Annotated in this window: 14 protein-coding genes; 9 read left to right on the plus strand and 5 right to left on the minus strand. The window is 39.4% G+C overall.

Features of this window, described 5'->3' with window-relative positions; genetic code table 11:
• The first annotated feature begins 49 nt into the window (after window positions 1-49).
• Window positions 50-3,013: a response regulator gene (locus CBM24_RS16465; RefSeq protein WP_088161978.1), complete on the plus strand. Its 2,964-nt coding sequence runs from the start codon at window positions 50-52 to the stop codon at window positions 3,011-3,013.
• 336 nt (window positions 3,014-3,349) lie between these two features.
• Here CBM24_RS16465 and CBM24_RS16470 read toward each other — a convergent pair whose 3' ends face one another.
• Window positions 3,350-4,195 (minus strand): helix-turn-helix domain-containing protein, encoded by an 846-nt coding sequence (locus CBM24_RS16470; protein WP_232475548.1) that lies wholly within the window; start codon window positions 4,193-4,195, stop codon window positions 3,350-3,352.
• 395 nt (window positions 4,196-4,590) lie between these two features.
• Entirely contained in the window at window positions 4,591-5,490 is a 900-nt protein-coding gene (locus CBM24_RS16475) for a helix-turn-helix domain-containing protein (protein WP_088161980.1), read from the minus strand.
• 157 nt (window positions 5,491-5,647) lie between these two features.
• Between CBM24_RS16475 and CBM24_RS16480 the strand changes: the two genes are divergently transcribed.
• The 8 genes from CBM24_RS16480 (at window position 5,648) to CBM24_RS16515 (ending at window position 12,300) form a co-directional block, all read left to right on the plus strand.
• A complete protein-coding gene (locus CBM24_RS16480) occupies window positions 5,648-6,502 on the plus strand; it encodes an aldo/keto reductase (protein WP_232475549.1) in 855 nt (284 codons plus the stop codon).
• A 20-nt stretch (window positions 6,503-6,522) separates the two neighbouring features.
• Window positions 6,523-7,506, plus strand: a complete 984-nt coding sequence (locus CBM24_RS16485) for an aldo/keto reductase (RefSeq protein WP_088161981.1) — start codon at window positions 6,523-6,525, stop codon at window positions 7,504-7,506.
• Between the two features lie 10 nt (window positions 7,507-7,516).
• Window positions 7,517-8,605 (plus strand): alpha/beta hydrolase, encoded by a 1,089-nt coding sequence (locus tag CBM24_RS16490; RefSeq protein WP_088161982.1) that lies wholly within the window; start codon window positions 7,517-7,519, stop codon window positions 8,603-8,605.
• Between the two features lie 81 nt (window positions 8,606-8,686).
• The gene (locus CBM24_RS16495; RefSeq protein WP_088163593.1) at window positions 8,687-9,334 is read left to right on the plus strand and encodes a flavodoxin; all 648 of its coding nucleotides are present in this window, start codon (window positions 8,687-8,689) and stop codon (window positions 9,332-9,334) included.
• A 30-nt stretch (window positions 9,335-9,364) separates the two neighbouring features.
• A complete protein-coding gene (locus tag CBM24_RS16500) occupies window positions 9,365-10,414 on the plus strand; it encodes an alpha/beta hydrolase (protein WP_088161983.1) in 1,050 nt (349 codons plus the stop codon).
• A gap of 26 nt (window positions 10,415-10,440) precedes the next feature.
• Window positions 10,441-10,881, plus strand: coding sequence for a nuclear transport factor 2 family protein (locus tag CBM24_RS16505; RefSeq protein ID WP_088163595.1), 441 nt, complete (start codon window positions 10,441-10,443; stop codon window positions 10,879-10,881).
• Window positions 10,882-10,980: 99 nt separating this feature from the next.
• Window positions 10,981-11,709, plus strand: a complete 729-nt coding sequence (locus CBM24_RS16510; protein ID WP_088163597.1) for a carboxymuconolactone decarboxylase family protein — start codon at window positions 10,981-10,983, stop codon at window positions 11,707-11,709.
• A gap of 108 nt (window positions 11,710-11,817) precedes the next feature.
• A complete protein-coding gene (locus tag CBM24_RS16515; protein WP_088161984.1) occupies window positions 11,818-12,300 on the plus strand; it encodes a cupin domain-containing protein in 483 nt (160 codons plus the stop codon).
• Between the two features lie 196 nt (window positions 12,301-12,496).
• Here the strand turns inward: CBM24_RS16515 and CBM24_RS16520 are convergent, their stop codons facing one another.
• From CBM24_RS16520 to CBM24_RS16530, 3 genes are all read right to left on the minus strand, one after another.
• The gene (locus tag CBM24_RS16520) at window positions 12,497-13,630 is read right to left on the minus strand and encodes a hypothetical protein (RefSeq protein WP_088161985.1); all 1,134 of its coding nucleotides are present in this window, start codon (window positions 13,628-13,630) and stop codon (window positions 12,497-12,499) included.
• 309 nt (window positions 13,631-13,939) lie between these two features.
• Entirely contained in the window at window positions 13,940-14,779 is an 840-nt protein-coding gene (locus tag CBM24_RS16525) for a helix-turn-helix domain-containing protein (RefSeq protein ID WP_088161986.1), read from the minus strand.
• 81 nt (window positions 14,780-14,860) lie between these two features.
• Entirely contained in the window at window positions 14,861-15,562 is a 702-nt protein-coding gene (locus CBM24_RS16530; protein ID WP_088161987.1) for a peroxiredoxin-like family protein, read from the minus strand.
• Window positions 15,563-15,596 lie beyond the last annotated feature (34 nt).

Below are 15,596 nucleotides of genomic sequence, written 5' to 3' on the forward strand. Positions count from 1 at the left end.
AGAGATACAATTCTACTTTTTTAGTATCTTAACAGTAAACTACCGACCAATGCCAAAAAAAATTATAAGAAATCTCCAGATAGGTGTAATGCTTTCTTTGATACTACTGATTGCGGGTTCTATAGCATCTTATATTAGCATACATAACCAGATGGAGAGCAGGAAAAGCCTCTTAAAAACGAAGGAGTCTATCAGTTTAATAAAAGATATTGTAAACACGCTGTTAAATGCCGAAACAGGCAATCGGGGATATCAGCTTACCGGCCGTGAAAATTTTCTTGAACCTTTCAATAAAAGCAGGAATGAATATCCGCTGCTTGTTGCTAACAAAGATAAATTTAATCTTAACGATAAACGCCAGATTAATATCCTTCATGAACTGCTGCATACCTCAGACAGGTTGATGAAAGAATATGTCTTGTTGATTGATAATCGTACTAAGGGAATAGTAATGACTCCAGAGGAACTTGTTCAAAACAAGATGGCCATGGATAAATGCCGAATGCTCGTTCAGGAATTTGTAAAACACGAGGAAGTTCAGCTTGCCCTAAAAAATGAAGATCTGAATAACTCCACCAAACGGACCGTTTTATTCATTATCTTTTCAGCGGTTGCGGCCATTGGCGTCACCATTTTCGTTTATATTCAACTAAAATCGGACATTATGCGCCGCGATAAGTTGGAAAAAGATCTGTTTTATACGAAGGAAATGCTCGAGGAAACAAGCGCGGTTGCCCAAGTGGGAGGCTGGGAAGTCAATATAAAGAGCGGAAAGCTCACCTGGTCTCAAAGTGTACGAGAAATTCATAAAACTAACATTAATTTCCAACCAACCTTTGAAAATGCCCTTGGATTTTACGAAGGAAAAAACAGAGAGAGAATAGAATATCTATTTAACAGAGCCGTACAACAAGGAATCCCTTTTGATGAGGAGCTACAACTTCTGCGTAATGACGGCGTTACAATCTGGGTAAGAGTAAAAGGTATTCCTGAATTTCAAAATGAAATTTGCTACAGGGTTTTTGGAATTATTCAGAACATTGATGCCTTCAAAAAAATGTTTCTGGAAGTTGCTCAGAAGGAAGCTATGATGCAGTCCTGTGCGACAGATGTTCCTATTCCTTTGGCGATGTTTGACAAAACCCTTAACTACGTTGCTGTAAGCAGCAGATGGCGAGATGAATTTAGTATGAATAATGTCGACCTTATCGGCAATAATCTGTTTACAACATCGCCTAGTATTCCCGAAGAAAGAAAAAAGATTTACAAGAATGCGCTTTTGGGAGAAACGTATATCGACGGGGATTTTGCACTAAAGGTGGAAGGAAAAGAAGAAATTCAGCATTACGATCTTAAAGTCGGACCTTGGTATCTTACAAAAGATGAGATTGGAGGTATAATTATTTCCATACAGAATATTACAAATGCAGTAAAAATAAACGAGGAGCTAAAAAATGCGAAGGAAACTGCAGATATAGCCAGCAGGGCAAAATCTGAATTTCTGGCCAATATGAGTCATGAGATTCGTACTCCTTTGAACGGAGTTATTGGTTTTTCAGACCTCCTCCTCCGGACACCGCTGAATGAAACACAGACACAATATCTGCATTACATCAATGAATCCGGGGAAAACCTACTTAGCATCATCAATGATATACTGGATTTTTCTAAAATAGAATCCGGAAAAATGGAGCTTTTGATTGAAAAAAGTGATGTGTATGATATGTTAAGCCAAGTCATCAATGTTATTCTTTATCAATCCCAGAAAAAAAACATAGAACTTCTTCTCAACGTTGAGCCGGGCCTCCCAAAAATGCTTTTCATTGATGAAGTCAGATTAAAACAAATCTTGATCAATCTGTTAGGAAATGCTGTAAAATTCACAGAAAAGGGCGAGATCGAACTAAAAGTAGAGAAATTGCGCATGGATGATCATACGATTGCCTTGCGCTTCTCAGTAAGAGATACAGGAATCGGCATTCCTATAGAGAAACAGAAATATATTTTTGATGCCTTTACCCAGGAAAACAGTTCAATCAGTAAACGATTTGGCGGCACAGGATTGGGACTAACCATCTCGAACAATATCTTGGGATATATGGGAAGTCATTTGTCGCTGACCAGCGAAGTGGACAGCGGTTCTGTATTTTTCTTCGATCTTGAGGTTCCTTACGAAATGTCTGAATGGAAAGAAGAGGATGAAACGACAATTAAAACGGCCTTAGTGGTGGACGATAATGAAAGCAACAGGATTATTCTTGAACACATGCTTACCTATAAAAATATCAAATCTACGTTAGCTTCTAATGGAATGGAAGCCTTGGATATCATGTTGAAAGGTGAGCGGTTCGATGTCATTCTGATGGATTATCATATGCCTATCATGTCCGGATTGGAAACAATAGAAAAAATAAAAGGCTTGTTAAATCAGCGAAAAGAGGTTGCTCCATTTATAGTACTTTCGTCTTCTTCGGAAGAACTGGATATACTTACATCGCTTAGGAAAATAGAAAATACACATTTGCTATTGAAGCCTATAAAATCACATGATCTATACAAAACCCTTAAAAAGGTAGACCGAAGTTCAGTAATAGAAATTATTCAGGATCAGGCTGAGAAAGCTTCGCATGCATTTGTGCGAGAATTAGACGTGCTTTTGGTTGACGATAACCCAGTGAATATGGTCCTGAACAATAGGATAATGAAGTCTCTTGCTCCCAATATACTTCTGACAGAAGCAGCTAATGGTTTACAGGCTTTGGAAGAATGCAAGAAAAAGCAGTTTTCCCTTATTATTATGGATGTACAAATGCCCATCATGAGTGGTATTGAGGCAACACAACATATTAGAATGTTGCCAGCATATCAACATATACCTATCATAGGCGTTACAGCTGGAAATGTGTTGGGGGAAAAAGAAAAATGCCTTGAATCCGGAATGAATGACTTTCTTCCCAAACCGATACGCCGGGCAGACCTTCTTGAAGTACTCAAAAAATATATTAGTGTTTAGTAATTATGGCTGTTCGAATCTGAATGGTCAACGGTATCAGAATATCTACTAAGATCAAGATACAGTAGGTACCCAAATAGAACAATAACGCCCAATCCGATAAAGATTGGACGTTGTTGTTCTAAGAAAAAAGATGATCTATTTCAGTAATTCTTCGCACTATTACTTTTTTCTGAAGAATTTTATTTGTTCAAGTCTTACACTGCTTGCTCTTCGGAGTATGTTGTTTTTGGCAATTGTTCGATTGCTTTTCAATCTTTTGGCCTGTTAGGAAATAATAAAATATTTCTTCATCCCTATTGTCGATCCCTAAATGGAATAGATTAATTCATCAAACTAGATTTCAGAAGGTGTTATACCATATTGTTTTTTAAATGCAGTTGAAAAATGGGACGGGTTTTTAAAGCCTACTTCAACGTATACATTCTGCACCTTTTTACCTTCTTCTTTTAATTTGACATACGCCGATTCCAACCGCTTTTTTATCAACCATTTTTGAGGACTTAGCGTACTAATTTTTGCAAAGTCACGTTTAAATGTTGCCAGGCTTCGACCGGTATAGGCCGCAATTTGCTCCATTGTCAGATCATCCATATAGTGATCATTCAAAAATTCCAACATATCTATCTTCCAAGGATCAGCGAAATCAAATAATATCGGGAAGAAAACATCAGCGTTATTGAGTAGAGCATAAATACCTTCGAGCAGTTTCAAATGTGTCACTTCTTCCGTCGGTTTTACATTTTCCTCAAAATATGGAGTAAGCGAATTAAACAAACTCGCAATATCTGGCTTTGGTTCTATCTTAAATACATTTTTATCTGAAAATGCTTCTTGTTTAGGAAGCTTAGATTTATTCAGCCGGCTGTAAAACTCCCTTAGAACACTTCGGTTGAATGTTAATGAAATCCCCTTATACAGATCATTCCCCTTGCTATTTTTATACATCAACAAACGATGGTTACGCCGAATAAACGCACATTCTCCAGCTTTTATCTTAATTTTCTTGTTTCGATCTTCAATAATCTGTTCACCTGAATATACATACACTAATACATGTTCAGGCGCAGCATGAATACATTTTTCGCTAAAGTCTGAAAAGCAAGAAAGGAAGATACCCCAGTAACTTATCGTTTTTAATTTATCAGCGTGTTCCATCGAATAATATGCTATTTTTTTCACAAAAGTAGTAAATAAGCAAAGTAAGTTCTTTACGCTGAAGCTCAATTAACATTTCTGAAAAGCTCATTTATTGCTATCCTTACGCTTCAGGGTCTATGGTTTAGGCTATAAACAGGACACTATTGAACAAATTTCAATAATGGATGCCATTGCTCTCTGGGGACCAATAATGGCACATTTTGGATTAGGTTCAAATATCCTTGTCAATTCTGACCGAGCCAGAAAAGAATTGGGATGGCGCCCTAAATATGATAACCTGTTGCAAGAAATAGCTTCTAATTGAACAGACACTGGCTCCTCCTCACTTTTGATGGTCAAGACGAAGGATATACCATAGCCTCTGCTATTCTTGTAATTTTTAAATGAGCAGAATATCAAGGCTTCTCATTTTAAAACTAATTCAGATTGACATTCCGGTACTCATTTGGGCTATAACCGACACGGTTTTTAAATAAGCGACTAAAATGCTGCGGATATTTAAAACCAAGTTCAAATGCAATTTCGTTAATAGTCTTATTCGAATCGAATATTTTTTCCTTGGCAATCTCGATTAACTTATTCTGAATATATTCCTGCGCAGTCTTCCCTGTTTCTTTCTTAACGAGGTCACCAAAATAGTTGGCAGAAAGAAATAATTGTTCAGCAAAGTAGGCCACAGTTGGCAGACCGTATTGTTGTGGTTCATCTGACTGAAAATAAGCATTCAAAATCTCTTCGAATTTTTCTATAATACCCTTATTAACATTTTCGCGCGTTATAAATTGTCTGTCATAAAACCGTTGACAATAATCTAGGAAAAGCTCGATGTTGGAGACAATGAGCTTTTTGGTATGCTTGTCGATACTATGAACCAATTCATGCTTTATTTTGTTGAGGCAATCCATAATGACCCTCCTCTCCTGCTCGGAAAGATGAAGCGCCTCGCTAGCTGAATAGGAAAAGAACGTATAGTTGGCAATCTCCTTTGCCAACGAAGTACCATAAAGCAGCTCTGGATGAAATACCAATGCTGTCCCCTGAGGCTGGTAGAATTCCGTGCCATTCTCCCCAATGACCTGCCCCGGAGCCAAAAATATCAATGTTCCCTCTTCATAATCATAATTCTTAAGTCCATACCGGAGATCTCCGCATTTTATTTCTTTAAAAAACACGGTATAGAACTCATACCTGAGCTTTGACAGTTTACGAGGATCAGCTTTGCTCAAATCGACAACACTGACCAAAGGATGCAATGTTTCATTGTTATTGAAATTATTGTATTCGCTAATACTCTTAAAATTGATGATCTCTTCCATTTGCCTGAATGCTATGAAACAAATTTACAAAACTGAAATCCAATAATGTATTGAATCCGTAATATTGGTAGAACTATCCGTAATCCATCTACCAAAACCTTAGCCTGCAAAACCGAACTTTGTTATCATTGGATTGTATACTACATAAACGATTTTCATGATGTATAAAGTAAAACTAAATAACGGAATTGAAATGCCTATCCTTGGTTTCGGTGTTTTCCAGATAAAAGATGCCTTAGAATGCGAACGTGCTGTTATTGATGCCGTCGAAACTGGATACCGGCTAATTGATACCGCGGCCTCTTATTTGAATGAAGAAGCAGTAGGAAAAGCGATAAAAAATTGCGCTATCCAACGTGAAGAATTATTTATCACGACCAAACTGTGGGTTCAGGATACGGGATATGAGAAAACCAAGACCGCTTTTCACCGCTCGTTGGAAAGACTGCAATTGGACTATCTCGATCTGTATCTGATCCACCAACCTTATGGCGATATCTTTGGATCGTGGAAAGCGATGCAGGAACTTTATGAAGCCGGTAAAATAAGGGCTATCGGGACTGCTAATTTCCAGCCGGACAGGGTGATGGATCTCATTGTCAATAGTGGTTTCACTCCGGCTGTCAACCAGATCGAAACACATCCTTTTCAACAGCAAATTCAAAATCAAGCTTTCCTGAACGAAAATAATATCCAGACCCAATCCTGGGGTCCTTTTGCAGAGGGGAAAAACGATATTTTCCATAATAGAGTCCTTAAGTCAATAGGAGAAAATTACAATAAAACTGTTGCACAGGTCATCCTCCGATGGCTTGTGCAACGGGACATCATTGCTATCCCCAAATCTGTTCGTAAAGAAAGAATAGGCGAAAATTTCCAGCTATTCGATTTCGAACTGACAGAGAAGGAAATGGATGCCATAAGATCCCTGGACACTGGAGAAAGTCTATTTTTTGATCACCGGGACCCTAAGGTGGTCAGATCGCTGAGTGAAAGAAAACTTGATATCTAAAACATTAAATTGATACTAAAATGGAAAAAAGAAAACTGGGAAATAGTGGACTTGAAGTGTCCGCACTTGGATTAGGCTGCATGGGTTTGAGTTTTGGCTATGGTCCGGCTACGGACGAAAAAGAGGCAATTCAATTAATCCGCGCTGCTTTTGAATCTGGAATCACCTTTTTCGATACCGCTGAATGTTATGGCCCTTTTACCAATGAAACCCTACTTGGACAAGCATTGGAGCCATTCAGAGACCATGTGGTGATCGCGACTAAGTTTGGTTTCGAAGATGGCGATTCAAAAAAAGGTTTGGACAGCAGTCCTGCCAGAATCAGAAAAGTTGCTGAAGCTTCCCTCCAACGTCTGCGTACGGACCGAATCGACCTGTTCTATCAACACCGCACCGACCCCAATATCCCTATTGAAGAGGTGGCCGGAACCATCCGCGATCTGATTGCTGAAGGTAAAGTAAAACATTGGGGACTCTCTGAAGCGGGAACTGAAACGATCCGTCGAGCACATACAGAGCAGCCCCTAGCGGCATTGCAGAGCGAATACTCGCTCTTTTACCGTGAACCTGAAAATGAGATCATCCCTACACTGGAGGAGCTTGGGATCGGTTTTGTGCCCTTTAGCCCCTTGGGAAAAGGCTTCTTAACCGGCGCAATCAACGAAACGACAAAATTTGACCCGACGGATTTCCGTAACATCGTACCACGTTTCTCGGAAGAAAATCGCAAAGCGAATCAGGTTCTTGTAGATCTCCTAAAAACGATAGCAAGTGCAAAAGATGCCACTCCAGCGCAAATTGCATTAGCATGGCTGCTTGCTCAGAAACCATGGATTGCCCCAATCCCGGGAACGACAAAACTACATCGCCTGAAGGAAAATATTGACGCCATTGCTGTTCAGCTAGATACAAAGGAAATACGGGAGATCAACCAGGCTGCTTCAGCAATTACCATCCAAGGCGAACGATATCCTGCTGCTTTACAGAACAGAGTCGGTAAATAAAAAATAAGCTATGCGATTGAACAGAATAATACGAAATATTACAGCCTCTGCTGCCCTATTCATTTTATCGATGACCGTACATGCCCAGAAAAAGCAAAAGCCTTTACTCATTGATGATCAAGGTAGCTTTGCAGTTGGTGGTACTATCAAGACCGAAGCTGGGCACTTGAACGTAAATGATGCCCTGAATCCTCAAGGACAAACTTTCCATGGTGATCATGCCTACGTTTTCTATCAAAAACCGGTAAAAGCCCACAAGTATCCTTTGGTATTTCTGCATGGTGCAGGCCAATCAAAAAAAACATGGGAAACAACAGCAGATGGTAGAGAAGGTTTTCAGAACATTTTCCTCCGCCGGAAATTCTCAGTGTACCTCATCGACCAACCCAGACGTGGGGAAGCCGGAAAAAGCATGGTAGAAGCAACGATCAAGCCTATGGCAAATGAGCAGTTCTGGTTTACACAATTTCGTATAGGCAATTACCCCAACTATTTCCCGAATGTTCAGTTTCCAAAGGATAGTATAGCATTAGAACAGTTCTATAGACAGATGACACCCAATACGGGTGCATTCGATGCAACCGTTATTACCGCAGCGGTATCCAGTCTATTTGATAAGATTAACGCCGGAATCTTGGTCACCCACTCCCAGGGCGGAGGCCCAGGTTGGCTGACCGCGATCAAAAATGATAAAGTCAAAGCGGTCGTCGCATACGAACCATACAGTGGATTTGTATTTCCAGAGGGCGAACTTCCGCCTCCCATAAAATCCGCGGGGTTGTTTGGTGAACTCAAAGGGGTTACAATCCCCCTCTCTGATTTTAAAAAGCTGACCCAAATCCCAATTGTCATTTACTATGGGGATAATATTGCCAAAGAGCCGACCAATGTATGGAACAAAGACCACTGGCGTTCGGGGCTGGAAATGGCCAGACTATGGGCCGCGGCAATTAATAAACATGGCGGAAATGCGACGGTAATCCATCTTCCTGAAGTTGGAATCACGGGAAATACTCATTTTCCTTTTTCGGATCTCAACAATTTGCAAGTTGCGGATGAACTATACAAATGGTTAAAACAAAAAGGACTGGATAAGTAATAATGGTAGTACTATCCGTAATCCGTCTACCTAAAAAGAAAGTTGATTTAGGGAACTTTGTATAAATCAAAAACGATGCAAATGAAAACTAGATATTTATATTGCCTACTACTTTGCCTGTTGTTTGCGGTAACTTCCTGTTCGGGAGCAAATGAAGCCACATTTGAAAACAAAGGTTTCCCGATAGCTCCCTGTGATTCGCTAAATAATCAGGAAGTTTTGGTCGTTTACCTATCGCGGACGAAAAATACCAAAGCTGTCGCAGAGATTATCCATCGGCAGGTAGGCGGTGATCTAGTTGGTCTTGAACTCGAAAATCCTTATCCCGCTCACTATCAAACCACCGTCGACCAGGTTGCCGAAGAAAATAAAACGGGTTATCTGCCGCCACTAAAAACGAAAATAGACAACATAGGAAAATACGACTTCATCTTTGTGGGGTTTCCAACTTGGGGGATGCAGCTCCCTCCCCCCATAAAGAGTTTTCTAAAACAGTATGATCTAGCAGGAAAGACGATTGTCCCTTTTAATACAAATGCCGGATATGGCGTTGGGAGCAGCTTTGACACGATCAAACAACTTTGTTCCAAAAGCAAAATATTGGAAGGGTTTACAACAAAAGCAGGGAAAGAACGGGACGGAATCCTCTTTGTGATATCAGGTGAAAAAGAAAAACAGCTTACCATTCAACTTGCCCAATGGCTTGAAAAACTTGGATTCACAAAATAATAAGAAGTGGAAAGCATAAAATTACAATCAATGAAACAAATCAAGTATATCATCGTAGCCATGTTTATGGCAACGGGGCTCATTACAGAAGCACAGGACAAATCAAAAAATCCATTTGGCCTTGTGTATGGTGATGCTATAAAGGAAAATGTAAAGGGAAAAGTAAATATACATCCTGTGAGCTATAAATTAAACGGAATAGCTATCGCTGCTAATGTATATACTCCGACGAATTATGACCCTTCAAAAAGATATCCTGCCATTATAGTCGCACATCCCAATGGCGGGGTCAAAGAACAAACTGCCGGTCTTTATGCACAGCGACTTGCAGAAGCGGGTTACATTACAATAGCCGCAGACGCCGCCTATCAGGGAGCCAGCGGTGGCGAACCCCGCCATACCGACAAACCCCAGTTCAGAACAGAGGATATCCATGGCATGGCAGACTATATCGCTGGTTACGCTGGTGTCGACCCGGATCGTGTCGGTGCACTCGGGATCTGCGGCGGCGGTGGTTATACCCTCAAAGCAGCACAGTCTGATAAACGGCTAAAAGCTGTTGCTACACTGAGCATGTTCAACTCTGGTGAAGTGAGACGCAACGGTTTTCAAAATTCCCAGCAAAATACAATCGAGCAACGATTGAAACAGGCATCAGATGCCCGGGCACAGGAGGCAGCAGGCGGAGAAATCAAGTATTCTGGCGTAGCTAGTATAACCGACGAAGAGATCGCCAAAACTCCAACAGATCTCTATCGGCAAGGATTTGAATATTATTATCGGACGCACGCCCATCGGAATTCAACGTTTTTATATACAACCAGCAGCTTGATTGATCTGATGACATGGGATGCGACCGATGGTATCGAACTAATTGATCAGCCCTTGTTGATGATCGCTGGAAGCAAGGCAGATACCAAGTATATGACCGATGAGGCTTTTTCAAAGGCTAAAAACGCAAAAAACAAAGCGCTCTTTTTACTAGAAGGAGCTACACACATTGAAACTTACTGGAAAAAGGAATACGTCACAAAAGCTGTAAATAAATTGGTTGAGTTTTATCACCAGAACCTTCAATAAAAAATACACTATATTTTATTATGATTATGAAAAAATTATTACTCGGCCTCTGTTTGGCCCTCTCCGGAATTCAGATCTCATTTGCACAATCGCCTGATGATCAGGAAATCATCAAACTTTCAAAAGATAAATGGCAATGGATGGCCAACAAAAATGTCGGTACATTGGACAGCCTTTTTCATGAAAATTCAATGTTTGTCCACATGGGGGGATCCTGGGGAAAACAAAGGGAACTTAATGTCATAAAAAGTGGCGGAATCTGGTATAAAAAGGCTGATATCCATGAAGTATCAGTCAATATCATTGACAATACAGCTATCCTACTCAATAGAATCGACCTACTTGCTATCGTTGGTGGTAACGAGGTAACCAATCCCTTTATGGTTACGGAAGTCTACGTAAAACAAAATGGCACTTGGAAACTAGGATCACTGTCGTTCACCAAACTACTTACTCCTGGGAACTAATAACGATTCAACCAGTGATATCTTCGTAAAGAATGCCATCGCTAGTCTTTCTACTCCAAAAAGAGATGAAATAGAAAGAATCACTAATAGAGAATGATCATGAAGAAACAAAAGTATATTATTGCGTTATTATTCACTTTATTTTGCTTTTATTCCGTGTTATACGCAAGTCAGAATCGCGAAAATCCGCCATTAAATAACAAAAAACGTTGTCTTATTACCATTGCGGCCACCGCGGCCAAAGGTGACCTGTCAACATTAAAAGATGCACTCAACAAAGGACTCGATGCCGGACTGACAAGTAATCAGATTAAGGAAAGCATCATACAGCTCTATGCTTATGCCGGCTTTCCTCGTAGTATACGTGGATTGCAAACCCTGATGGCCGTACTTGAGGAGCGCAAGACAAAGGGCATCAATGATCCAACAGGCCCTGAAGCATCACCTATTCAAAATGACCAGCCAAAATATGATCGTGGCAAAGCGATTTTGGAACAGCTTACAGGAGTAACCGAAAAAGATCCAAAAACTGGTTATGCTGCTTTTGCTCCAACTATTGAACTATTTTTAAAGGAACATCTATTTGCTGATATTTTTGAACGGGATATTCTTACCTACGCTGAAAGAGAACTGGTAACAATCTCTGTACTAGCCAGCATAGGCGGCGTGGAACCGATGATGAAATCGCATTTGGCAATTTGTTTAAATGTAGGTTTATCGAAAGAACAATTACAGCAGTTTATAATTATTATTAAATCTACTGTGGGCAAAAAAGAGGCTATAGTTGCACAAAAAATATTCGATGAAGTATTAGCGAATAGAAAGTAATCTAACTGCTACTATAAAATTTGCGGTCATTAAAGCGACTATAACAAAAAAATAAACGAGCCTAAAATGGGTTACTTGGGGATAAACTTTATTTAAAAATTTAAAATCATGAATTTAAACAATACAACGATACTATTTCTGACGGGAATCTTGGCAATTTCATGTACTCAACAGATCAAACCACAAAAAACTGAACAGCACAGAACGCATGATCCTATTTTTTCAAAAGGTGAAAGGATTACAAATGACAATTTCACAGGAACAGTGTGGTTAAATAATCTAGTAACCGCAGATCGGATCAATCAGAATGCTGTTGGAAGTGTGACCTTTGAGCCTGGTGTCAGGACCAAGTGGCATTCTCATCCGGCGGGACAGATTATTCTGGCATTGGATGGTGTCGGCTTCTATCAGGAAGAAGGTAAGGAAAAAATAATCCTCCGTAAAGGAGAAGTTGTAAAATGCCCAATAGATGTTCCTCATTGGCATGGCGCGAGCGCTGATTCTGCTTTTGTACAGATTGCCATTACAGGCAGGGAAAAGGGAGAAACAGTATGGCTTAAACCTGTGACAGATCAAGAGTATAACAATTAACCTAAATAAGATCTCTTTTCTCGATAGTAATATATTCATCCTTTTCGGCCTGAATAAACGAAAGTGGGCATTCAATATCGGTTAGAAAATGTATACTTAATAAGCATGTCAATTTTATAGACAAAAATTGGAAGGATCTATATGAATCAAACAAATAAGCCGGCTGTATTATAAAAAGCCGGCTTTTGAAAAGGATTTAATGATCCTGTTTACCGCTTTTGGGTGTTTTGGTAATATTGGGGATGAAAACCAAATAGTCGTAACCTTTTATAATTCTTTCCAGCTCCAAATCCTCTACCTTAAGCTTCTGTTTAGAGATTGCTTGTTGCAAAGGTCTCAAATTATAAGCATACCAATTGTCATCTTTTACAACGGTTAAAAACGATTTATATTGATCCAAATCAGCCAATGTTTCACCCTCCCCCTTTCCGATGAGCATAATATGTAATGACTTCCGGTAATTTGCCTCTTCAATATTGGCAACCAGGTTACCAACATCGAATACTTCCATTAAACTCTCTCCTTTAGGCATGTGATTAGCGCCATATTTGAAAAGATTCTTCTTGTCTTTCCATTCGGGAAGCTTCTCAAAAACCAGATGTTTGATATATTGAATCCTTAAACGATGAATTCGATTTAAATATAGATCTCTGCTTAATTTTAGCGCTTCAAGCTGTTCTTTCTCAATGGCGGATAAATTGAGAGCGGTCAATGCATTTATTTTTTCTAAGCAATCATCAGAGAACAAATAGAATCTGGTGTTATTTTTTGTGTCAAAAGCAGCAGAATTAGCAATCATCTGTGTATAAATTTCTTTTGCTTTAGCACTTCTGGATTGCATACTTAATTCCGAAAAAAGCAAACGATCTGAAAATAAACTAATTTGTTCAGCGCCATAGGTTTTGACATTCTGATCTACTATGTTTTTAAATAAGTCAAACTCAGCCTCACCTTGTAAAAAAGATAAGGCAGAACCCGACTCATTGCGAAATTTGTCCAGTTCAGGAGGAGTTAAGGATTTAATTTTCTTTGATATTGTATTGACTGTATAGGGATCAATTTCCAGAATATAGTTGTCGAACTTAATATTATTGACAACCGCGTTTGTGAAATAAGGAATTTCGCTGGTGAAATGCTGCTCGCCCAATAATACGGAGTTGTTTTTTCTGATTTCATCTAGCAAAGTAGTCCATCCTTTGCCGTCAAAAGCGTTCTTATTGTTTTTTTTAAAGGTCGAATAGTTATTTTGAATTAAACTATCCATTAATGAGGTTTGTGCACGACCGAAATTGGCAATAAATAGGGTTAAAATTAGGATTTTGGTTTTCATTATCTATTTTTTGAAAGATACTCATTTAGCCCGGACAATGCTAGTTATTTTTTATATTCTAATTAACTAAAACAAAACCGTCGTATTACTTTGATTCAATCCTGATACGGGCTATAGAAAGTTTAAACATATGAAGCTTTTGACCAATGAATCGATTCCTATTTTTGAAGATTTTATAGGTCATAAGTTAGCACACAAATTGTTGAAAACAAAGAAAATTATAGGGCAGTATTTGCCGTTTTTTTATATTATTTATAGCACCTCTTATTCATGGTCAACATGACCGTCTGTATTTAAACGCAATAATGATCAAAGGTTCTTAAACGCAGAAATATTTGTTCCGGAGTACATTTTGAAAAACCGGCTAAAATGAGCAGGACTTTCAAAACCAAGTTCGTAAGCTATCTCTTTCGCTGACTTCTCGGTATAATGGAGATACCTTTTAGCCTCAAGAATTATTCTGTTGCGGATTAGAACGGATGGCGCCGACTGTTTCAACAGCGCAAATACATTGCTTAGCGTTTTTGGTGATTTGTTGAGTGCAGCGGCATAGAACCTGAATTCATGTTCCTCTTTAAAGTTACATTCCAGTAGCAACGCAAATTTTCTCACAATATCCATTCTTTCGTCGGGGAATAGCTGATAACTTTCACTTTGGAGCTTTGCTATCCTTGTGGTATTGATAATCACTCTCTTAAGAAGGGTGCGCAGCATTTCACCCTGGAAATTATCTTTTACCATCATCTCATTTGAAAACACATTCTCCAGATGAGACATTTCTTCCACAGCAGTTTCATTTAATACAATGAACATTGGATGTCGAATACCATAGAACAGAAAACCAACACAACCGACCTCAGCATCGTGGTCAACGATACAATAGAACTCCCTATTAAACTGCCAGGCAGTCAGCACATCGGGCTGTTCAAATACAAAATGTTGATTGGAAACCAAAGGAAGTATACACCTTGATGGCATCGTATAGCTGATCTCATCGCTCGTCACTTTTTGTTCGCCGCCCTTATTATAAATAAATGTATTGATTGGCAGGGAATTCGCATTACGAAGTCCCCTGCCTGAAAACTGGTTGTTGTCACTGTGCATCACAAACAGTGCTGCTGTTGCGTTATCGCTATACTCCCTAATCATGTTGTCATTTACTTACGACATTTCAATACGCTTAAATTTAATCATTTTCTTGTAAGAGCCTAACGCCCACAAGCTAGAAATTTACAGATCTTCTTTAATGCTGCTTGCAGCAGCAAGCAGCAGATTGGAGGATAATCTTTGTTTAAAATCGGGATTGATAAATTCAAAATGAATTGTTCCCTTTTGATCAAGTATAAATACTGATGGAACCGGAAGCAGCAAGTCGGTGTCTTTGCCTCCAGTTGTTTTCGGTAGCATCTCCCAGTAGTCTTTCGGAGCTTTATACGCAATCCCCATTTGTTTCGACAGTGAAAGATCTGCGTCCGATAAAAGTGTATAACTTAATTTTTCTTTCGCTACAGCTTTCATTAATCCCTCGGATTCGTCTGTACTTATGGCAATCAACTGATACCCCATTTCTTCCAAGCCGGGAAAGGCCTCTTGTAAGCCCGAAAGTTGTCTGGTACAATAAGGACACCAGCCACCGCGGTAGAAAACCAAAATGGTCGGCTTTTGGGAAATCGCTCTATTGAGATCAAACCTTTTACCTGAAACGTCTACCAATACTGCCATCGGTATTTTTTCTCCACACAATAACGGACTGATGTCTTCCGGATTTTGCGGAATTCGATAAGGGATTTGCTTCATATCCATTTTATCTATCCTGCTGTCAGCTCTCCGCATGCTGGACCGCGCCTGCGCATTGGCTATGCTTGCGATGCAGGTCGTGAACAACAGCAGCGCAACAAACGCAGCTAATTTTGTTTTTATAGGATTTTTCATTTTATAACACGTTTATTACTTAATAAATATTGAA

This window comes from Sphingobacterium sp. G1-14 (genome assembly GCF_002196555.1).
GTDB lineage: Bacteria > Bacteroidota > Bacteroidia > Sphingobacteriales > Sphingobacteriaceae > Sphingobacterium > Sphingobacterium siyangense.